At 37.8% G+C, this 21,576-nt stretch carries 15 protein-coding genes; 5 read left to right on the plus strand and 10 right to left on the minus strand.

Annotated features, from left to right (window positions below; genetic code table 11):
* Positions 1-2 precede the first annotated feature (2 nt).
* The gene (locus E0I61_RS09505; protein ID WP_132070992.1) at positions 3-770 is read right to left on the minus strand and encodes a ParA family protein; all 768 of its coding nucleotides are present in this window, start codon (positions 768-770) and stop codon (positions 3-5) included.
* A gap of 696 nt (positions 771-1,466) precedes the next feature.
* On the opposite strand from E0I61_RS09505, the gene mobA reads away from it, so the two are divergent.
* Together mobA and mobB are read left to right on the plus strand one after the other, a co-directional pair.
* Positions 1,467-1,904 carry a conjugal transfer protein MobA gene (mobA, locus tag E0I61_RS09510; RefSeq protein ID WP_132070994.1) on the plus strand — a complete coding sequence of 146 codons (438 nt, stop codon included), beginning with the start codon at positions 1,467-1,469 and terminating at the stop codon, positions 1,902-1,904.
* A gap of 1 nt (position 1,905) precedes the next feature.
* Entirely contained in the window at positions 1,906-3,204 is a 1,299-nt protein-coding gene (gene mobB, locus E0I61_RS09515) for a conjugal transfer protein MobB (RefSeq protein ID WP_132071128.1), read from the plus strand.
* A gap of 27 nt (positions 3,205-3,231) precedes the next feature.
* Here mobB and E0I61_RS09520 read toward each other — a convergent pair whose 3' ends face one another.
* The gene (locus E0I61_RS09520) at positions 3,232-3,789 is read right to left on the minus strand and encodes a hypothetical protein (RefSeq protein WP_132070996.1); all 558 of its coding nucleotides are present in this window, start codon (positions 3,787-3,789) and stop codon (positions 3,232-3,234) included.
* 212 nt (positions 3,790-4,001) lie between these two features.
* On the opposite strand from E0I61_RS09520, the gene mobC reads away from it, so the two are divergent.
* The gene (gene mobC / locus E0I61_RS09525) at positions 4,002-6,029 is read left to right on the plus strand and encodes a conjugal transfer protein MobC (RefSeq protein WP_132070998.1); all 2,028 of its coding nucleotides are present in this window, start codon (positions 4,002-4,004) and stop codon (positions 6,027-6,029) included.
* 22 nt (positions 6,030-6,051) lie between these two features.
* Here the strand turns inward: mobC and E0I61_RS09530 are convergent, their stop codons facing one another.
* The 8 genes from E0I61_RS09530 to E0I61_RS09565 form a co-directional block, all read right to left on the minus strand.
* Positions 6,052-11,406: an N-6 DNA methylase gene (locus E0I61_RS09530; protein ID WP_132071000.1), complete on the minus strand. Its 5,355-nt coding sequence runs from the start codon at positions 11,404-11,406 to the stop codon at positions 6,052-6,054.
* A complete protein-coding gene (locus E0I61_RS09535; RefSeq protein WP_132071002.1) occupies positions 11,393-11,827 on the minus strand; it encodes a DUF1896 domain-containing protein in 435 nt (144 codons plus the stop codon). The genes E0I61_RS09530 and E0I61_RS09535 overlap by 14 nt, the downstream gene beginning before the upstream one ends.
* Positions 11,828-12,084: 257 nt before the next feature.
* Positions 12,085-14,166 carry a type IA DNA topoisomerase gene (locus tag E0I61_RS09540; RefSeq protein WP_132071003.1) on the minus strand — a complete coding sequence of 694 codons (2,082 nt, stop codon included), beginning with the start codon at positions 14,164-14,166 and terminating at the stop codon, positions 12,085-12,087.
* Between the two features lie 6 nt (positions 14,167-14,172).
* Positions 14,173-15,618: a DUF3945 domain-containing protein gene (locus E0I61_RS09545; protein ID WP_132071005.1), complete on the minus strand. Its 1,446-nt coding sequence runs from the start codon at positions 15,616-15,618 to the stop codon at positions 14,173-14,175.
* Positions 15,619-15,724: 106 nt separating this feature from the next.
* Positions 15,725-16,018, minus strand: a complete 294-nt coding sequence (locus E0I61_RS09550) for a helix-turn-helix domain-containing protein (protein WP_132071007.1) — start codon at positions 16,016-16,018, stop codon at positions 15,725-15,727.
* A gap of 256 nt (positions 16,019-16,274) precedes the next feature.
* A complete protein-coding gene (locus E0I61_RS09555; protein ID WP_132071130.1) occupies positions 16,275-17,120 on the minus strand; it encodes an RteC domain-containing protein in 846 nt (281 codons plus the stop codon).
* A 142-nt stretch (positions 17,121-17,262) separates the two neighbouring features.
* On the minus strand, positions 17,263-17,454 hold the full coding sequence (locus E0I61_RS09560) for a hypothetical protein (RefSeq protein ID WP_132071009.1): 192 nt from the start codon (positions 17,452-17,454) through the stop codon (positions 17,263-17,265).
* A gap of 35 nt (positions 17,455-17,489) precedes the next feature.
* Entirely contained in the window at positions 17,490-19,934 is a 2,445-nt protein-coding gene (locus E0I61_RS09565) for a bifunctional aminotransferase class I/II-fold pyridoxal phosphate-dependent enzyme/GNAT family N-acetyltransferase (protein WP_132071011.1), read from the minus strand.
* 212 nt (positions 19,935-20,146) lie between these two features.
* Between E0I61_RS09565 and E0I61_RS09570 the strand changes: the two genes are divergently transcribed.
* Together E0I61_RS09570 and E0I61_RS09575 are read left to right on the plus strand one after the other, a co-directional pair.
* Entirely contained in the window at positions 20,147-20,533 is a 387-nt protein-coding gene (locus E0I61_RS09570; RefSeq protein WP_132071013.1) for a DUF7793 family protein, read from the plus strand.
* Positions 20,534-20,572: 39 nt separating this feature from the next.
* A complete protein-coding gene (locus E0I61_RS09575; protein ID WP_132071015.1) occupies positions 20,573-21,493 on the plus strand; it encodes a helix-turn-helix transcriptional regulator in 921 nt (306 codons plus the stop codon).
* Positions 21,494-21,576 lie beyond the last annotated feature (83 nt).

Here is a 21,576-nt window from a genome sequence, read left to right on the forward strand (position 1 = left end):
AATTATAATTGAATTGTTCTTAAAAACTCAGTCATAAACTGGTCTAATCGACAGGCTTTCATCAGCCGCTTGTCTGGAGGCAGTATGGTAGAACGAAAAACGGTCTTAGCAACTGCTTCACTTTCCTTGCGAAAACGCATGCTGTTCATAATCTGGGATTGCATAAAGCTTAGTCCGAGATCGCTGATGAGTTCGTTGTAGATGTCATATAGCGGTGAGCGTTCACGCCCATCCACCTGATTCCAAAACAGGCTGATATTTTCTATAGATGTTTCTCCCTTTTTCATGATTACGTCCGTCATCAACTGCGTAAAAACGAGTGTACTTTCCATGACCAAACGGTCCGCCGTAATAGGCGTGAAAATATGGTGCATTCCTGCCAAAGCTTTTAAAATCCCAGGCGTATTCACCGTTCCTGGAAGGTCAAAAAAGATAACATCGATGGGCACTGTCGACGACTCTGCGAAGTCATGTGCAGCTTCCAGCAGGCCTTCAGCTTTATGCTTCATAATAGGATAAGCTTTTTTGTTAATGGTTGTGAACTGCTTATAAGCTATCCGCTTGAATACATCGTTTTCCATGACCATAGCCATATCACGGGTACGCATTTTAATCAAACTGTATTGCGGAAAGTCACAATCAAATATGGCTACATTATAGCCGAGCCGGTAGTGTAATATACTGGCAGCAATTGCTGTAAATGTACTTTTGCCAACACCTCCCTTTTGAGAAGAAAAGGCAACAAATAGTGTTTTGTGTTTTGTCTTCATTTGTATATCTGTTTTTAATTATATATTCACCTACAATGATCTACACCATCCTATGTATGACATCATCTATATGGCACTGCACATATTTATACATCTTCTTATATACTTGTCTGCACATAAACCCATTTTCATACATCAGCGACTATTTATATCCGTATCTCTGTATAATTGTCCGTCCGCGCATAGAAAGCAATCTATTCAAATACTGACCTGCATAATGTTAATCATTTGCATATAGGAATCTGAATACCTATGATTTTAAGTCCTTAACTAGTGTTCTATGTAGCTACACAATTGCGGTGGTACATATAGCACTAAGCCTGAATGCTAGTACAAAGAAATGCAGATAAATACCCGCTCATATCAACCTGTCCCTCATTGGCATTAGGTGGCACTCTTTGGCAGTGAAACACACTGCAATGGTTCCATTTTGACGGCTTTACTTTGTAAAGGTTTTGATAAGTCGAACAGATGAAAAGCTTAAATCAATTTGTGGGTAACAACCGGAACGGCCTCAAGCCGTTTTTCCCTGCTAACTTTAATCCGCCTGGAAGGGCGGATTTTCCTTTCACCCGAAAGGAGCAAGTTGTGTTTTGAGCTGCTCGAAATGAATTCCGCTGCTCAAAACAACTTGCCCCGCAGGGAGCTAAAAACATCCTCCAAAGTCGATGTTTATAAATTTATAATTGGATTTTTATGGACCAAATCAATAATAGACAACCAAGGAAATCAGGACGCAATCCTAAAAAGGATCCTGCCGTATTTCGATATTCCATATCATTGAGTGCTGAAGAAAACGCCCGTTTTCTTTCACTTTTTGAACAATCAGAAATGACTGCAATGGCACATTTTATTACTGCCTGTATTTTTCAAAAGACTATTAAAACGATAAAAATAGACAAGGCTACAATGGATTATTACATGAGACTGACCACGCTCTATGGTCAGTTTCGTTCTGTAGGAGTGAATTATAATCAGATTGTAAAGCTGCTTTATCGCAATTTTTCGGATAAAAAAGCCGCAGCCTATCTCTATAAACTTGAAAAACAGACCACTGAAATGGCAGGGTTATGTCAGCAAATCATACGGCTTACAGGAGAATTTGAAACAAAATATCTTAAAAAAAACGACTGAAATGGTGGCTAAAATTGGCAGGGGACAAAATTTTACCGGTGTACTTTCTTATAATCAACTCAAAGTAGAAAAAGAAAATGCAGAGGTTCTTTTTACCCATAAGATGTTAGAAACGCCTGATGGTCATTATTCTGTTGCTCAAATGTTCCGCTCTTTCGAGCCCTATTTGCTGGCAAATCGCAAAACGGAGAAAACGGTACTGCATATTTCCCTCAATCCAGATCCAAAGGACAATGTCAGTGATGAAAAATTTACTTCTATTGCACAGGAGTATATGCAAAAAATGGGATACGGAGAGCAGCCTTTCATTGTGTTCAAGCATACTGATATTGAGCGTACCCACATTCATATCGTTTCGGTTTCCGTGGATGAAGAAGGCCGGAAAATTTCGGATAGTTATGAGCGCAGACGTTCGATGGATATATGCCGTGAGCTGGAACGAAAATACGGTTTAGCCTGTGCAACAGACAAAGAATACAAACAAAACGAGAATGCATTCCGCCCAGTGAATTACAAAACCAATGACATTAAAGGCCAAATCGCTTCGGTGGTACGGTATCTGCCTAAACACTATCAGTTCCAAAGTTTGGGAGAATACAATGCTTTGTTGTCCCTGTTTAATATTACGGCAGAAGAGGTCAAGGGAGAACTGCACGGGCAGCCCAAACAAGGCCTGGTCTATTTTGCCCTGAATGAAAATGGAGAAAAAGCAAGTAACCCTTTTAAAGCATCCCTTTTTGGAAAAAATGCAGGATACATCGAGCTTCAAAATCATTTTACAGCATCCAAAGAGGCGCTTAAAGAAAGTGATGCGAGGCTTACAATTAGAAAAACAATTGAAACGACCCTGCAATCGGTCACTGACGAACAGGACTTTAAAAAACAGCTGACTGAAAAAGGCATTAATGTGATTATTCGCAAAAATGATACGGGACGCATTTATGGAATTACATTTATTGACCACAATTCCAAAACGGTATGGAATGGTTCGCGTTTGGGAAAAGAACTCTCAGCCAATGTATTCAATGACTGGTGGAATAATGGGCTACAACCTGAAGCAAAAAACACTGAGGATACCCAAACAATTTTAACTAAAACAGTATCCGAAAGTTTACCAATTGAGAAACCTCACGGTTTATTTGATTTTCTAAGCAATCAAGGCCCAGTGAAATCTGATGATGAACATAGCAGTATAGAAGGTTTCGGTGGGTTATTGCCGGAAGCTCAGGGAGAAGATTACCAAGAACAGGATTTTGCTAATAAGATGAAGAAGAAAAAGAAACGAAAGAGAGGTCAATAGGTTTTGTTGTTCATTATGAACTCCCGATTATGAAGATACTTTCAATCCCCAAGCATAGCTCCAATACAAAACCTTCGGAGCAGTTGGTGTCTTGAACTGATAAATACCATAGATGTATAATGAAAAAAGGATGAATGCTCCCCAACTAAATCCTATACACAATATACCCTGTCGTTCTGTCGGATTGAACATACCCGCAACCAATGATTTTACTATAAATGAAGGGATAATACAGCATATTAACACACAGATTACCCACGGTAATATCCATAACTTCCGGTTGTTTGCCTGCAATCCGATGATGGTTCCTTTAAAGAAATAAATGATGCAGAAAATAAGGTAGGTAAATAATATGGAGAAACCCCAAATTTTTAATTTGTTGGTTTCTTCTCCCCACAACTTTTGCGACAGTAAAAATCCGGCATAAAAGAAAATACCGAAAATAGCAGCCATTTTTAAGACGAAAATAAAAACCCCAGCGATACCAAACATTAATCCTGTTGCAGATTTACTTTCTTCATTTTTCCGAGCTTCATATTCTTGTTCACTTTCACTTGGATCAATATCAGGATTATAGTAATTCATATTATTTTTTCTTTAATGTTGATATTTAAATTGATGAGATACCCAAAATAATTTTCAGGACTATAAATTTAATAAAAAAAGCGATGTAAAATCTAAACCTGATTGGAACCACTTAACGCCAAACACTGCCACACACCTCCAATGTCTGCCACATTTTTATAGCCACGCTGCACAGCCTTTAAATTCACGCCCGAACATTTAATAATTAGAAAATGCAGGGAGAAGATGACTTAAGGGGATTAGCCAAGATTATGGAGTTTATGCGAACCGTAAGTATTTTATTAGTACTGATGCACTGCTATTGGTTTTGTTATGGGTTCTTCAAAGAAGAACAATGGACATTATCTATCATTGATAAAGTATTGGGAAACTTTCAGCGAACAGCTGGACTGTTTTCCCATACGCTGTATACGAAACTATTTGCTTTGGTTCTTCTGGCGTTAAGCTGTTTGGGTAGTAAAGGAGTGAAAAACGAAAAGATTACCTGGATAAAAATTTATATAGCACTCACAATAGGTTTTGTTTTTTTCTTTCTCAATACTCCATTACTCAGGTTGCCAGTAGAAATGGCCACATTTTTATACATTTTCACTTTGAGTTTGGGGTATATTTCCCTGCTGATGGCAGGTGTATGGATGAGCAGGTTACTCAAAAATAACCTCATGGATGATGTCTTTAATACTGAAAATGAAAGTTTCATGCAGGAAACCCAGTTGATGCAAAATGAGTATTCTGTCAATCTGCCAACCAAATTCTGGTATCAAAAAAAACAGCACAATGGCTGGATTAATATTGTAAATCCTTTCCGCGCGACTATTGTATTAGGAACACCCGGTTCCGGTAAATCCTATGCCATTGTAAACAATTACATTAAACAACAAATCGAAAAAGGTTTTTCGATGTATATCTATGATTTCAAGTTTGATGACCTTTCAACCATTGCTTACAACCATTTATTGAAACATACCGACAAATACAAAGTCAAACCAAAGTTTTACATAATCAATTTTGATGATCCCAGAAGAAGCCACCGATGCAATCCTATCAATCCCGATTTTATGACCGATATATCCGATGCCTATGAATCTGCATATACCATTATGCTGAACCTGAACCGTTCATGGATACAGAAGCAGGGTGATTTTTTTGTTGAAAGCCCGATTATCCTTTTGGCAGCTATTATTTGGTTTTTGAAGATTTATGATAATGGAAAGTATTGCACTTTTCCTCACGCGATTGAACTGCTCAACAAAAAATACGCAGACGTCTTTACAATTTTGACTACCTATTCCGAATTAGAAAATTATCTCTCTCCATTTATGGATGCGTGGCAGGGCGGCGCTCAAGATCAGCTGCAGGGACAGATTGCTTCTGCTAAAATTCCTTTGTCAAGGATGATCTCGCCACAGTTGTACTGGGTAATGACAGGTGATGATTTTTCACTGGATATCAATAATCCTAAAGAGCCTAAAATCCTCTGTGTGGGCAATAATCCTGACAGGCAAAATATTTATTCTGCTGCCTTAGGATTGTACAATTCCAGAATTGTAAAACTCATTAATAAAAAAGGACAGCTCAAAAGTTCGGTAATCATAGATGAGCTGCCAACAATATATTTTCGCGGGCTGGACAATCTGATAGCCACTGCACGAAGCAATAAGGTAGCAGTATGTTTAGGGTTTCAGGATTATTCGCAATTGACAAGAGATTATGGAGATAAGGAAAGTAAAGTAATTCAAAATACCGTAGGGAATATTTTTAGCGGGCAGGTTGTAGGTGAAACTGCTAAAAGCCTTTCGGAACGTTTTGGTAAAATATTGCAGCGACGTCAAAGTATGACGATCAATCGGAATGATAAATCAACCTCCATTTCCACACAATTAGAAAGTCTTATACCAGCTTCAAAAATCTCTACCCTAACTCAGGGAATGTTTGTAGGAGCCGTTTCCGACAACTTTGATGAACGTATCGAGCAAAAGATTTTTCATGCGGAGATTGTGGTAGATAATGAAAAAGTCGCTGCTGAAACCAAAACGTATCAGAAAATCCCGGAGATACTTTCTTTTGTAAATGAACAGGGAGAAGATATGATGAAAGCTGAAATTGAGGCTAACTACAAACAAATCAAACAGGATATTATTGGGATAGTGTCGGCTGAACTCGAGCGAATTAAAAATGATCCGGACCTGCAACATTTGGTACCAAAGACAGATGATAAAAAAAGTAATACTCCTAAATAAACACACCTTTTCAGAGCTGCAATCAGGAGATTTTCACTTTCTGAAGAGGTTGTGACACTTTATCCTCTTGTTGCTTTTGTTCGTGGTCCTGCACTTGTTGTTCCGGAGTAATTGACAATTGAATTTTTCGATCCAGGGCTGCTAATTCGTTTTTTAATTCCCCCAGTGCATTCTCTTTAGTCCATACGTTGTTTACTACTTCTTCAAGAACAGGGATATCTTTTTCAATCTCTCTTATCTTCTTCTGTTCCTGTCCTATCAATCCCGGTAGTTTCTCCAATGCATTTAAAAAGTTCATAGATGCCAGTTTAGGATCGGTCGCAATTTGCCCATTGTTAAAGGTGTATTTGATATTGCCTTCTCCCTTTATGAAGAATCTGTTATCCCTAATAGTAATTCCTTCTTTTTGCGAAACCTCGGTTTTTACCAAAAGTGTAAATCCGTACAATGTACCGATTTCTTCATACTGTCCCTCTGTACGTGCTTTATCAGCAAGCAGGTTGAGCTTTTGACCAATCTGTTTTACATCCGCATCCTCCGATAATCCAATGAGCTTGACAGGATTCAATACTGTGTCATCCTTATTTTTCTGGATGCGTTTTTCAATATTCTGCCAATCGATGGACATTCGTTCCATCAGTGATTTTGCAGATTCAAGGGTTGCCGTACTATTTTCCAGTTTATATCTTGACATAGACTTGGAACGAGTGAAAGCCTGTCTTTCGCTTTCCAAAGAAGTAATCTTTTTTTCCAATTTCGCTTTCTCAAGCAAATCGGTATTGCCGGAAAGAATGGCGACATATTCTGAGAAATTCATTCCCGATTTTTCATCCATACCTCCTTCGTCAATGGTACGCTTACCGAGACTATTATTTTTGAGCTGGTCAATAAATAATTGTTTATTGTACAACAGGTTAAATTTGTAGCTGTCTAAAGATTTTTCAACTGCATAGATAATCACATCGACTTTGTTCTCTGCAAAATATTTGGCAATTTCATTGCCTTTACGGATGGCCCTGCCATCCCGTTGGGCTAAATCACTCGGTCTCCAAGGCGTGTCCAAATGATGTACAGTTACAGCACGCTTCTGGGCATTGACCCCTGTTCCCAACATATCGGTTGATCCAAACAGTATTCTGATTTTCCCTTCGTTCATAGCGGTGATGAACTCCTTGCGCATCTTGTCGGTTTTTGCCTCCTGAATAAAACGTATTTTATGTGTAGAAATCCCATGATCCTCCACCAGCTTGCGTTTGATTTCCGAATACACATTCCACTCAGCCGGTTTGTAGGTGCCTAAGTCGGAGAATACAAACTGGGTTCCTTTTTGGGCATTAAAGCGATAGTAATATTCTGCCACCTTTGCCGCACAATGGGAAGCTTTGCTGTCTGGGTGGTCATCATACTTCTGACTGATCATACGCATATCTAACGACATCTTACGGGCATAGTCGGTAGCGATTAACATTTTTGCTTTTTCTTCGGAGGCAGATAGCTTTGATCTTCCCAATAGTGTCGCATCACCCGTTTTGGCAAACTCCATCAATTTTTGAATGAATATCTCCTGCTGCGGGGTTGGTGGAATATTATGTAATATTTCATTCTTCTCTGGCCGATCAATACCAATATCTTTTGCTGTACGGTAATCCGTAATCTCTGTGTAAAACTGAGCCAGTTCCGGTACTTTGATAAAATATCGGAAGCGTTCTTTTTGAACAATATTGTTGGCTACAGAGAATTCATAGTCGGTAGTCTTTCGTGCATAGATAGCTGCCCATGCATCAAAACAATTGATGCCTTGTTTTTCCAATGCCTGTGGACGAAGGTATTTAAACAATAAATAAAGTTCGGTCAGCGAGTTGCTAATGGTGGTTCCGGAAAGAAAAGTAGCTCCTAAATCTTTCCCGCTTCGTTCCTGTATGGTTCTAATTGCAAACAACAGATTCAATGCCTTCTGACTTCCCTGCATATTACCGAGTCCCGCAACACGGTCATGGCGGGTATTGAACATCAGATTTTTGAAACGATGGCTTTCATCCACCAATAAGTGGTCAATACCCATCATCTTAAAATCGACTATATCATCCTTGCGGTTTTCAATATCATGCTGGAGTGTTTTGAGTTTGACTTCCAGATTTTGTTTTCGTATGATAACGCCCTTGAGCATTGCTCGTGATATTTCTTTTCCCTGTGACTGCAATGCCTCAAGGTTTTCTCCAACACTATCCAGTTCTACCTGTAATATCTCTTTTTGCATTTCCGGTGATTGCGGTATCATCCCGAATTGGTCATGGGTAAGAATAATACAATCCCAATTGTTGTTTTTAATCTCTCCGAAAATACGAAGGCGTTTTTGAGGTGTAAAATCTTCTTTGCCGGGATATAATATTTTAGCATGAGGATACGCTTTGCGGTAGGTTTCTGCTATTTCGTGAACATTGGCTTTCATGCCAATAATCATAGGCTTGTGTGCTAGACCCAGACGTTTCATTTCCTGTGCGGCAGTACACATAATGAGTGTTTTTCCGGCACCCACCTCGTGGTCACAAATGGCTCCTCCGTTTAGTTTGATCATCCATACCGCATCCTTCTGGCTAGAATACAAATCTTCTATGCCCAAAGCTGTTCGATCCAGTCCGGGAAAGTCCTGATGGCTGCCGTCATATTGCGGACGGACGAAACAGTTAAAGGTGTCATTGTATTTATCGGTCAGGCGTTTCTTAAATTCATCGTTTTGAGCATACAGCCACTCAGAAAATGCTTTGCGGATTTCGTCAATCTTAGTATTAGCCATCTGGATGGCTTCCATATCCCGAACCTTTATTTCCTGATCGCCATGCATTACTTTCTTGGTAATATCAGGTGTGGTATTGACCAATCCATGTTTAAGCAGGGTAATTCCGTCATAAGACCGGCTTTGGGATTTTATAGCATACTTCTCGGTTATATGGATATTTTTGGTATCACAATTAATTGAAAAGTCATCCGTATTCTCCGTGTAATAGATCCGTACATCGGTATCAAACAAATGAGAAGCAAAACGGTTGTAAATACCAGTGGGTATCCAGCGCTCGCCTAAATTAAAATCCAGTTCTTCAAATTCAATGCGTCTCGGAACAGCTTGCTGCAGAGCGGACAGACTATCACTGGTTTGCGAATCTTCAGGGTTTAATTCTAAATAGTCCTTTATTGTCTGGGCTTTTTCTACTACATTTCCTGAAACCCATCGCTCCGATATTTCATATGCTTTTTCTATAGGATTATAAAAAATACGCCCCTGCAACACCTCTCTCAGATTGTCAACTGATAACCCGCTGATCTGCGACATATAATCCAAATCGACAGTCCCATACTTGTTGAGTGATGCAGCTAATGCCTCATTAGGATTATCAGCTGTTAGCGTATTAACTGAAAAGCTGACCGGGTGGTGGAAGATATCCGATTTGTGAACCACACCGCCAACCACGCGTTCCAGATAAGGGATTTCGTTTCCTGCACTATCGGTTTTGATAAGTTGTATGTTTTCAGCGCTGTTCAGGCTTCCATATCTTTTGACAAAGGCGTCATACAGACGGTTGAATGTTTCCCTTTCTTCCTTATGTTCGGTCTGCTTTTCAGTTTCTTTCTGGTATAAGTCAAGATAGACATCTCTTATGGAAACATAAGCCTCAGCTCTTGCTTTTTGGATTGGCGTTAAGTGTAGGGGAAGGAATATTGCCTGCCTGTTGTCGTTATCGAAGTCTTTTAGATAACCTATATGGCCTTTATCAATAACAAGGCATTCATTACGGTGGAATGGCTGGATTTTTCCCGTATAAATAGTGGGACCAGGAATTTCATTGATTACCGGAGTTGCTTGATTTTGACCGTTACCGTTCGTACCTGAAAATAAATCCCCAATCGAAGTCTGCTTATTGCGATTGTGAGGAGTAGTGGAAGCCGATGGCGTGTAGAGCTGCTGCGTTGCGCTAAACAAATTTCCCTGATGGCCATTTATTGCTTTTTTCCTTTGGGAAGTTGGTTTTTTGGTTTTGGCAGGACTTACTACGTCCATAGTTTGTACCTCATTTTCAAAGAGGTCAAACAAGCTCAATTGAACTTCATTGGCATTGCTTTTTGTTGTGGTAAATAAATCCTGTTGTCTGTGTTTTATTGTTTGTTCTTCAGCCACAGGGGACATAAGCTTTGACTCATCCGGAATATGCAATGCAGTATCCATATTATGTTGCCCATCGTACAATCCAATATCCAAGCGAATAGCAAAGTCGGCAGTAAGCATCTCTTTGAGGTCTTTGGCAATACCTTCTATACCGTCCTGATGCTCATAGATCCACGTGGGCTTCCCGTACATATCGGTGCCTTTGTACAAAGAGGTATGCACAACACGTTGCCTGTTTTCAAATAGTGTATTATTGATAGTGTTATCCAACGTTGTATAGGTTTGGCAGAAACGATTTTCCAGTTCGGATAACCCTTGCTTGCCAGTATTTTTTTGCAGGATTATAAGATCACTCCCAACTTCAGTTCCGGCATAATCCGTAAAGAGGTTATTTGGCAAACGTATCGCTGAAATCAGGTTACAGTTTTGCATCAATACCTGACGTATTGGCTCATTTTTCTGGCTATTAAGAACGCCTTGTGAGGTAATAAACGCCATTAAGCCTCCATCACGAAGCACATCTACACCTTTTAAAAAGAAATAATTGTGAATACTTCGGGCAGCCTGCACACGAGCAGTATCTTTACTGCGCACAAAGGAAAGGTCAAATACCGATATATCTCCAAAAGGAATATTGCTGGCAATCACGTCATAACTTTCTTTCTCTCTATCCGGGATTTCTTCAAATCCCGTAATGCGAGTGCTGCTATCTGGATAGAGTTGTTTTAATACCTTTCCTGTAAGTAACTCCTTTTCGTATGCTGTTATTTGTGATACCCCATCATTTTTAAAGGCTTCAATAAATGCCCCTATTCCTGCCGATGGTTCCAAAAATCGTTCGATACTTATTCCGTTTCCCTTTATGGAGTCTACTATGGCTTTAATTACGGTAGGCGGGGTGTAAAAAGCCGTCAATACGGAGCTTCTCATGCTATCCACATATTGACGGTATTGCTTTTCATCTGCAGTGTTTTCGCGTAAGAGTTGATGAAGCTCTTGAGTGAGGGGAAATAAATCCTGTTCGGATTTTACCCATTTCCCGATGGCATCGGGCGTATCTATAGGATTCAGCACAAATTTAAGGCCACCAAAACCACTATAGAGCATCATTTGCTGTCGTTCGGTTTCGGTAGACTGTCGATTTTCTTGCTCTAAGCGAAAAGCAATTCGTAACGCTTCAATGTTATGCTTAAGATGCTCTTTTTTACTGAACGCCATTTTCTTCAATCCAGATTTGAATGGTTCCTACCAGTTCAGTATAGAGCAAGTCAAATTCGGGACTGTCAGCAAAATCATCGGATAGTTTATATCCTGCAAAGACAGTTTTGCAAACAGGCATCATCTTCTGGGCAAAGGGGCGGAGTTCTTCATCTGCCATCAATGTATCAAACTCATTGCATACCACTTGAAACACCGTATCAAATTTTGAAAAGTGTAATCCTTCAAATAATATGTACAGGGCAATCTTATTGCATTGTTCAATTGTATTGCCAGCCATAAAGGCGTCATTGTATGATTTTGCTGCTATTCGGCCACGTCTGTCAATAAATTCTTTATTTCCGGATAGCTCAGGAAAACTTGTGTTGAGTAATTCCTTTAATCTCAATGAGTAATAGGATATTTTATTTTCTGCTGCCATAAGTGTTTTATTAGATGACTGTAAATTTACTCCATTAGAAAGCAACAATAAAAATAAAGAGATGGATAGTATTGAAGATTCTTAAGGCATTATTTGACGGGAAAAGGCTTTAAATGGCATTTTATTTTGTATTGTACCTATCCAATTCCATTGAAAAATTATCTTTACCTATAGGTAATCCAGCATGACCTGCTTGTTGCGGATTGTATAAATAAGAGGTTCAATTTTTTGCTGAGATATCATGGCGTTATTGTTCATTATTTCTCTTTTTTGTTTTTTTGAAATTCAAAGGAAGTCTCCGCTCTTTCATTCATAACGATATAGGCATCAAATTTTTTTCCCGATTTACTTTTCATTCCTTTAATAAGGGAGGTTTTTCCGTTTCTGATTAGATGCTCTAAATCCGATACATTCAATTGCACACTGCATATATTTCTGAACTGAATCCAATTGCAAAGGGCATCAGGACACTTAACAATGTTATCCCTGATTAATAGATGCTGCTTTTTACATTTCGGACAAGCAAGGTCTGGGATTTTTTCGAATACGATGGATGAGACTAATAATTCCTGTGTAATTGAAGTTGCATAGTCTTCCATTTCTTTTTGGAATGTCATGGCATCTGCTTCGTTATTCTCAATTTTATGCAAAGCCAGTTCCCATTCTGCGGTCATAGCCGCATCAGCAATTTTCTTGTCTTTGACCAGTTCATATACCTGCATCCCTTTTTCGGTAGGGACAAGTGATTTTTTATCCCTTCTGATATAATCTCTCTTAAAAAGCGTTTCAATAATTGCTGCCCGTGTTGCTGGAGTCCCGATTCCTATGTTCTGTAGAGCTTTTCGCTCTTCTTTGTTTTCAATTTCTCTTCCAACATTTTCCATGGCAGACAATAATCCAGCTTCGGTATATAAAACAGGAGCTTTGGTTTTCTTTTCCAGTATGGTGGCATTTTTGATTTTCAATTCATCATTATTTTGAAGCTCCGGTAAATCCTGTATGGTATCCTCATTGTCATCTGAAAAATTACCTCTAATGGCTCTCCATCCTGGCTCAATCACTTTCCAGCCTTTCATTGTAAAATCATGATGCAATACCTGTAAAATAACATTAGTTATTTCTTTAGAGCAGACTTGCGAAACCGTTTCCAATAAACGGAAAGCAATCATTTCATAAATAGTGTTTTCTTTAGCGGATAATGCTGAGGGAATCTTATCAGTAATTAACAATCCATGATGGTCCGTTACCTTAAGATCATTGACTATACGATTATTTAATCTTCCCCATTTCACCTTGGAAACGGCAACTTTGAAAGAGCTATGATGTTCCAATGCTTTTAAAAGATTGGGAATTTCCTGCCAGAGATCCTCAGGAATATATTTGCTGCCTGTCCTGGGATAGGTTATGAACTTTTTCTCATAAAGGTCTTGGGCAATGGAAAGGGTTTCCTCTGCGGAAAAATTTAATTTTATGTTGGCCTCCTTTTGTAAGCCAGTCAGATCAAATAGTAAGGGAGGTTGTTCTGTAACCGTTTTGCTCTCTATGGAAGTAACGGCAGCAATTCCACTACGCTGGATGGATTTTAGGGTATCTTCCGCTAGTTTCTTATTCTCCCATTTGTTCTTGGAAAGACTTTTAAAATTGCTATATCCTTTTTGGTGATCCAATTGCACTTGCCAATAGGTCTGAATGGAAAAGTTTTTGTTCTCCTGATATCTCCTGCATATTAACGCTAGTGTGGGTGTCTGTACTCTTCCCAAAGAATATACGCCATTTCCTGCGGCAATGCTCAAAGCCTGTGACGCATTAATGCCTACTAGCCAATCCGCCCTGCTTCTGCCTTGTGCTGCGTTGTATAGTCCGTCGAATTCCTTTCCAGGCTTAAGATTATCAAACCCTTCCCGGATAGCCTTTTCCGTTAATGAACTAATCCATAAACGTTGAAATGGCTTTTGGCAGTTCAGGAATTCATAAATGTAGCGGAAGATTAATTCCCCTTCACGCCCTGCATCCGTAGCTACAATAATACTATCACAGCGGTTTGTGACCTGTTCAATGATTTTTAGTTGCTTTAAAGCCCCTATATCGGCCAAATAAATCTTGCCCTTCTTAATTTTTCGGACTGTCAATAAAAATGGATTAGGCAATATAGGCAGGGAGGCTTTATGAAATCCGGAAATTCCATAATCTTCAGGCATGCCTAAACCTACCAAATGCCCGAAAGCCCAGGTAACGCAATAGCCATTCCCTGTGATATAACCCTCTTCTTTTTCAGTGGCTCCCAACAGGTCGGCTATTTCCCTTGCTACACTCGGTTTTTCTGCAATAATTACTTTCATGACACATTACATTTTACGTCCTTTGGACTTTGCATTTGCTTCGGGTGCTTCCTGTTGCTCCTGCTGTTTTTTGTTATCGGGATTTGTTTGCCCTGATTGTAAAGGCTCTTTGATGTTCTTGGTCGCTTCATTGGTTTTGCCTTCCGAATTGACCGCAGTTTGTATTTTATGGGCTTCAGTAGGTTTCACCTGTTCTTTGATCTTATTTGGATTTTGGAAAGAGAAGTCTGTTTTATTGTTTTCCTTATTGAAAGTGATGTAACCATTATATTCCTTGCCTTTCTTATCCACCAATCCGCTAACATAAACAGTCTGCCTGTCTTTGAACTTTTGATATTGCTCATTATCCAACTCTTTATCTCTAAAGGTTTTCGGAGCTTCCTGCGATTGGGTTTGCTGACTGCCTTGAGTCTGTTTATTGGTGTTGCTCCTGTCAAACAAGAACTCAACAAAACGTTTGTCGGCATTGAATTGTACGGTTGCATCAAACTCAGTTCCTTTCTTGGAAATCATCCCTTCAATATAAAGTGGTTTGCCTTCTAGCAAGGTTTGCTTTTGCTCTTCATTCAGTTTCACCCCTTTGATTTCATTCGGTATGTTTATTTTATCGGTACGAAGGGCTACCAATTCATTGGTCAGCCTATCCACACTGATGATTGAAGGAATCTGTTCTCCTGTTTTAAGATTGGTAAGATTCACAGCACGTCCCATATTACCCGTTTTAAGGAGATTGTCTTTGTCTTCCTTGCTGAATTCGTGTCCGAAAAAAGGAAAATTCAATTGTGGTTCTTTTCGAATGCCATGAATTGCCATAACCACTTTCCCGTCTTCAGAGGATTGAAGTGATAAACGGGCATCCATGCGAGTAATAGCTGTCCCTAAATTAAGGCTGATGGGAACCAGTTCATTAGTTTTATAGCCTTTAAGTAAAGGTTCAAGCAGATTCATCTTTTCGAGTTTCTCTTTACTCAGTCCCAAATTGTTCATTGTTTCCCAATCAATCTGTTCTGGTTTAAAACGATATTCGTTTGCTTCCGGAGTTGTTTGTGTTGTTTCCATATTTTTTTGATTTTCTTGGTTATGTGCTACTGGTTCCTTGACTTCAAGTTTTGTCAGGAACGCTTCACCTTCTTTCGTTGGTGTGTCTACATTCTTCTGTATTTCCTTAGCTGTATCAATTGCTTCGAAGGCTGGAACTTTAAAGAATGAGAAATGAGTTGGATTCTTTAATTGGCTGAAAAAGTTGGCAAAGAAGTTTGAAAAAACATCGCCATTTTTGTCCACACGCATAAATTGATTTTGATTTTTTTTGTCTGCTGGAACCGTTTTTAACATTCCATCTTTATCAACTCCTTTTACAGCCACGATCTTCATTTTTTCCTTGTCCAATACTAACAGAATATCTGTTAGTTGTTCCTGGATGGGCTTTTCCATTTTTTTCTGTTCATTCATAATCTTACTTTTAAGTTTTGTTAAAGTAGGGTCGAAAGTAAATCAAGGTCAAGCATATATACCTTTAAGTCCCTGTCTGGCTTTATTTGGCAGGGATTGTCTCGATTTATTTTCTAACAGGAGCCGAAAAACTTTCTCTGATAAACTGGTGTACGTCCGATAGCTTGTAATACAGCTTGCCACTGATCGTATAATAAGGGAGCTTGCCAGAAGAACGATAACGCTGCAAAGAGCGGGCACTTACCTTTAGCATCATATAAAGATCCTGATTGTCTAATAATTCCTCCCCGTCAATAGAGTTTTTCTGTTTTTGAACATTCTCCAGACGTTCACCAAGTATATCGAAACGATCCATGATGCGTTCCATCCATGCTATAAATTCCATTCTATCGATATTCATATAGATGTGTTTTAATCATTTATACAAAGTTGGAAAGCATTTGTAATATATTCTGCCAAGCTTAGCCAATTGAAAATGATGTTTTTGAAACTTCTCAAAAAATATATAGTTGATTGTTTTTCAGATGATCCAGTTTTCTGTGGCAAGAAATATTTTATTGCGGAGGGAGTTTTACCAATGGGTAGATATGGGCAGCTATAATAAAAAAGCAGTGTTTTAAAACACTGCTTTTAACTGAGACGAATCATGTCACTTATTATAAATCTTTATCCATATATTGCTCCAATGAAGATTTGAGCTGATCTAAGAATAAAGTTCGATTGTTGGTCCTGTCTTTCATACGATGGAAAGCATGGTGTATATCACCTAGTTGGGTGCGGAATAAGATTTGGAAAACTAAACTGATTTTACGGATTCCCACCTTACCATTAGAAATTGCTCCGGATGCGTAAAGGGCATAAATTAATTCTATCAGTGCATTTTTGGATTCTGTCCAGAAAACATCTTTGGTGGATTCGGCATTCTGTAAAGCCATACCCGGCTTGTCTACGGGATTTATTTTGATAATCAGATAATTATAAAGCAGTTCATCCGCTATAATACGGGAAACTTTGTAATCATAATAAGTAGAAAATTGGGTATCAACTTCAAAGATAAAACTGTTAAGGCCCGTATTAAGATTTATCTTCCCCAATTTGAAAAAATCGTGATCCCTGTCAGTTCGTCCAGAACGATAATACCGGTAAAAATCGGAATTGCAAATATGTTCCTTATATTCCTGCTTTAGCTGCTGTAATTCACTGGAAAAATATTTATAATACATTTTTCCTGTACTCACTGGACAAGAGGTCTCTATTCTGTACATCTTGTTGTAATAGATTAACTTACCCAGTATTTGCGGTTTTATGATTCTGAAGAATTCAATTTCTTCATTTTCATCTGTAAAATGATGCTCCAAAACATGGTTTTTCATACCTGACAATAAATCCTGAAGGAATTTAGTCATACGATAGGATTCGTCTATTACATGCACAGATTCCAAGCTGATTTCCTGTTCTTTTTTCAGGATACTGTAGAGGGCATCTTTGTAAGTGGACTGCATCATACTGGCAATATTAAAGTGAATAAGTAATCAATTTATGTTCCATCTTTTAAGTATGTTCTGAATCTTCAATTAACTGACCATTCATCATTCAAATTTTAGCTTCAAACGGTATTCAGATGGGGACATGGAAGTATGTTTTCTAAAAAACTAAAAAATAAATAAATAAACTCATGAGTATGAGTTTGATATTTTTGAAAAAAACAATCTCTTTAGGAACGGTATTGAAATCTTTTTTATCCACTATTTTGCAAATTCCAGCCATATGACTACCCAATTCCAATTTAAAGTGAGCACCTAATTCCGGGGCAAAATGACCACCTCCATTTTTCATTAAAAACTACTTTTTTTTCATCTGTTAATTAGTATTCAAATACACTTCCGTTCTTTTGCAATTGATTTGTAATCGTTTTGCAAAGTATTCATAAATTCCATTGCGTAATTGTCTCTTGCCTGAATGTAGGCTACTTTTGAAATTATTTGGGCTCCTAACTTTCTTTTTTCAAAGGAAGCCGACACTCCAAAATCGATTTTTTGAAATTGTAACGCATTCGCTCTTTTTATAGTTTGAAACAACAATTGTCTGTAGAGTTGGTATTCTTTCGCCCATTTATAATCCATACCTATTAATTCTGGCACATAGGTATGATTGTTGTTTTTATAGCAAAACATGACTCCTACGAATGGATTTTCAGTTTCTGTTTTGAGTGCCAATACTATAAACTCCCAGTTTGGACTTTCATTCATGTTTTTGAAAACTTCTTGGGTATATCGGAATGTATTTATAGCGTAATTATTGTCTTTTACATTATTATAGAGTTGGTATGCTCTTGCTATTTCCGATTTACTTAATTTATCTTTTATTACAACATCATAGTATTTCTCAAAAGGCTCTATCTCTTTATTGAAATGTTTACGGGAACGAGGTGACAATTTTTTTGTAAATTCTTCGTAGGTATGCCAACTTTGGTTTTGCACCACACAGGATTCCGGCATGTCAATTTTAAAATATCCTTGATCCCGTATCGTTTTGTTGTAGTTGCTACTTTCTTCAAAATCTCTTAAAACCAACATATCTGCATTTAAAGAATTGTATTTTTCTTCTATACTGTCCAATAAAAGTTTTAATGCTTTTTCTGCTAAAAGATGTTCTTGATTGATGAAGCAGTGTTTTCCTTCTGTAAATAATGACCCCATACTCAACACTTTTGAGGTGAGGTATAAAGGATTGGTTTTTCTTATTTCTTCCAAATGCATGGAGATAGATTCTGTTGCCAGCATATCGTCTTTCCAAAGGCTGTAGGTGAAAAAGGTCATTAGTATTATGTTGCCTTTGTGGTCTTTAATGGTGTAGTAATAAAAATCCCATCGGTTGGTTGGGTCTCGATGTTGGCTGAATGTTTTTTCTAAATAATCCATTCCTTCCCAGTCGAAAATATTTTGTTTTCCCATATATTGATTCCATTCTAATTTTTCGATATTCTGAATGGTATTCATTTCTTCTATAAAAAGTTCCTGTATTTTTGATTCTAAAATCCTTTCATTTTTTCTACCATCTATTCCAAAAGCCTCTCTAATTTTATTTTCACTGTTATTGGTTTCTTCCAAAGCTTTGGGAAAATGGTATTCTATCGCTTCGGCTAAAGCTGTAATGTCCTGTTGATGATTGTGACTCGATAGCGTAATTCTAATTCCCGTATTCTTGATTGGTACAGCAGGATAAATTCCCAAATTCAGGAAAAAGCCTTCTTTGAATAAACGGTGCACAAAGTTATAAGCGGTTATTGGTGTGCCCATCCCCAGAAAGAAAACAGGAGAATCGTTTTTTGAAATTATAGGAAGGTTTCCTTTCGACAGCAGTTGGTTGAAGTAGGCTATTTTATCCGCCAAATCTTTTTGTTTTTTCGCTATCTCAGGAGATAAATGAATGTCTGCTGAGGCAATTGCAGCCGCCACAGATGCGGGTTCCAGTTGTGCAGAAAAAGTAAGTGGCCCTCCAAAGTTTTTAATCTTGTCTCTCAATTTCTGGTTTCTGCAAAATATTGTTGCGCCACTTGCTCCAAAAGTTTTGCTTAGTGTGCTTACCACAATGCAATTTTCGGGTAATTCTTTAATAACGTCAAAAGTAAAACCAGTTCCATTTTTGCCTTTCCAACTCATTCCATGAACATCGTCAAAATAGAGATTGAGTTGTGTATATTTTTGAGTTAAAGCCAATAATTCCAGTATGGGTGCATAATCTCCAAACATAGAATATACACCATCAGCCATGTACCAAATTTTGTTGCATTTTGTGGTTAGTTGTCTGATTTTATCTTCGAGCATATCCAAATTACTGTGTCTGATCATTTCTAGAGGAATTCCTCTTAGTTTTAAGAGTTGACAAGCATTTTGAACACTCCAGTGTACCTGATGATCCATTATTACTGCATCTTCATCTCTTATCAATGTCGGAATAACAGCTAAATGTCCTAATGTACTGTTCTTTGTTATAATTGGAGGTATCCCATACATTAATTCTATTTTTTGTTCTAGTTCATTGTAAAGCGGATGTGAAATATATGATTTTGAAAGTGGAAATTGCGTACCATAATTGTGTATGGCCGCTATTGCTGCCTCCTTCAACCGGAAGTCCTGTTCGAGTCCCAAATAGCCAGTTGTTCCAAAATGAAACATTTCCTTTCCCTTAATTTGGATTGTCCTGCCTGTTAGAACTTTGTCTTCTGCATATAAGTGCAAAACACCTTCTTTTTTAGCTCCAGATAAAACCTCATCTACTGTATCAATGAAGTTGTTGTGTTTGATTTTTGCCATTGGTTAGTTCTTTTTAGATATTATTAAAAAATAAACTTCTAAAAGTCATCATAAAAAATAAAAGTTTTTTCATGTTATTCTTTAATACTCCCAATATGACAAGTCAAAGTCCCGAATTGACAACTAAAACACCAAATAATCCCAAATTAGCAACGGCTCTATTAGTAAATATTTATAATTTTGTTGAATTACAACACTATAATTCATAGAACATGATTGCAGCCCATGATCTTTATGAGAATGATTTTGCCCGGTTTTGGATAACCGATGGTATTCTTTTTTTTGAATATAAACCCAATACTATTATTGATCTTAAGGTAGCTCAGTGTGTTGTAACCGATAGAATTCATTTTCAAAACGAAAGATCTTATCCCGTTCTGTGTGATATTCGGGGTATCGTTGCCACTAAGAAATCAGGTAGAGATTATTTGGCACAATCTGGGTCTATATTGATACAAGCCGTTGGTCTTATTGTGCACGAGAAAGTATTGTTGACAATTAGTACTTTTTATTTACAGATTAGCAGGCCCTCTGTACCTACTCAAATTTTCACTGAAGAAGACGACGCTTTGGTTTATCTGAAAGGGTTTATTATTTAGGATTTAGTTTATAGAAATAAGAATTAAGAGTTGAATCTTATGAAAAAAGCCTACAACGAAGAACGTATTGTTACAATACATCAAATGTTATTTGAGATGGCACGTGGCAATTTTAACAGTCACATTCCCTTAAGTTCCAATGAGGACGAATTGGAAACGCTAGTTGTTTTAATTAATATGGTTGCGGAAGAAATAAAAGAGTCGATTTTTCATGTCGGCTACGTTAATCCCCATAGGACACATCAATTTATAGCCCAATCCACATTTGTTTTGGATGCCTCTTTTTTAATCAAAAGTTTTACTCCTGAAGTTACTTACTTTTTAGGTTATTCGGAATCTGAGTTGATAGATCTACCTTTGGCGGGCATTATTACTGTAGCTTCTTTGGAACAACTTCAAGACGTACTCGATGCAAGCGTTTCATTACCTACTACTATTGCATTAGATTTCACACCTAAAGAACATTTACCTGTTTCTGTTTCTTGTAGTATTGGAAAGTTAGTTAATCGTTCGGAAATTATATTAAATCTTGTTACTCCTGCCCGTCAAGATTTCTACAATCCTTTGGCATACGAATATGAAAACGAGAAACATAATAAAACTCGAAAAGCAGATGCACTTTTGATTCAGAAACTTTATGACTATATATTAGCGCATCTTGAGGAACCGCTTCCGTCACTAAAAGCACTTTCTTGTGAATTTGGCACCAATGATCATAAATTAAAAGATGGTTTTCGTCATTTTTTTAAGACCAGTATTTACCAGTTTTATAATGATGAGCGTTTGAAAAGAGCTTATTTTATGATTGAACACACTACGATACCTTTGAAAAAGATATCGGTGATGAATGGTTTTAACAATTATTCCAATTTTTCAAAATCCTTTAAAAAACGATTTGGTTTTTCGCCATACGAAATGAAGCGAAATGAAACCAGTTTTACTTCTCTACCGGAAGGTTAAATTTTTAGTTTTTCAAACTTTCTCCGTTTTGGTCAAGTTTTACTCCCAATAAGACAAGAGTTATTATTTTAAAATTCAGAATT

Source organism: Flavobacterium ranwuense (genome assembly GCF_004349315.1).
In the GTDB taxonomy this organism is placed as follows: domain Bacteria; phylum Bacteroidota; class Bacteroidia; order Flavobacteriales; family Flavobacteriaceae; genus Flavobacterium; species Flavobacterium ranwuense.

Excerpts from the sequence above, each read along its gene's own strand:
- mobA (WP_132070994.1), top strand. The coding sequence starts at position 1,467 with ATGGACCAAATCAATAATAGACAACCAAGGAAATCAGGACGCAATCCT.
- E0I61_RS09540 (WP_132071003.1), bottom strand. The coding sequence starts at position 14,166 with ATGAAAGTAATTATTGCAGAAAAACCGAGTGTAGCAAGGGAAATAGCC.
- E0I61_RS09555 (WP_132071130.1), bottom strand. The coding sequence starts at position 17,120 with ATGCAGTCCACTTACAAAGATGCCCTCTACAGTATCCTGAAAAAAGAA.
- E0I61_RS09570 (WP_132071013.1), top strand. The coding sequence starts at position 20,147 with ATGATTGCAGCCCATGATCTTTATGAGAATGATTTTGCCCGGTTTTGG.
- mobC (WP_132070998.1), top strand. The coding sequence starts at position 4,002 with ATGCAGGGAGAAGATGACTTAAGGGGATTAGCCAAGATTATGGAGTTT.
- E0I61_RS09530 (WP_132071000.1), bottom strand. The coding sequence starts at position 11,406 with ATGGCGTTCAGTAAAAAAGAGCATCTTAAGCATAACATTGAAGCGTTA.
- mobB (WP_132071128.1), top strand. The coding sequence starts at position 1,906 with ATGGTGGCTAAAATTGGCAGGGGACAAAATTTTACCGGTGTACTTTCT.
- E0I61_RS09535 (WP_132071002.1), bottom strand. The coding sequence starts at position 11,827 with ATGGCAGCAGAAAATAAAATATCCTATTACTCATTGAGATTAAAGGAA.
- E0I61_RS09550 (WP_132071007.1), bottom strand. The coding sequence starts at position 16,018 with ATGAATATCGATAGAATGGAATTTATAGCATGGATGGAACGCATCATG.
- E0I61_RS09545 (WP_132071005.1), bottom strand. The coding sequence starts at position 15,618 with ATGAATGAACAGAAAAAAATGGAAAAGCCCATCCAGGAACAACTAACA.
- E0I61_RS09560 (WP_132071009.1), bottom strand. The coding sequence starts at position 17,454 with ATGAAAAATGGAGGTGGTCATTTTGCCCCGGAATTAGGTGCTCACTTT.
- E0I61_RS09520 (WP_132070996.1), bottom strand. The coding sequence starts at position 3,789 with ATGAATTACTATAATCCTGATATTGATCCAAGTGAAAGTGAACAAGAA.
- E0I61_RS09505 (WP_132070992.1), bottom strand. The coding sequence starts at position 770 with ATGAAGACAAAACACAAAACACTATTTGTTGCCTTTTCTTCTCAAAAG.
- E0I61_RS09565 (WP_132071011.1), bottom strand. The coding sequence starts at position 19,934 with ATGGCAAAAATCAAACACAACAACTTCATTGATACAGTAGATGAGGTT.
- E0I61_RS09575 (WP_132071015.1), top strand. The coding sequence starts at position 20,573 with ATGAAAAAAGCCTACAACGAAGAACGTATTGTTACAATACATCAAATG.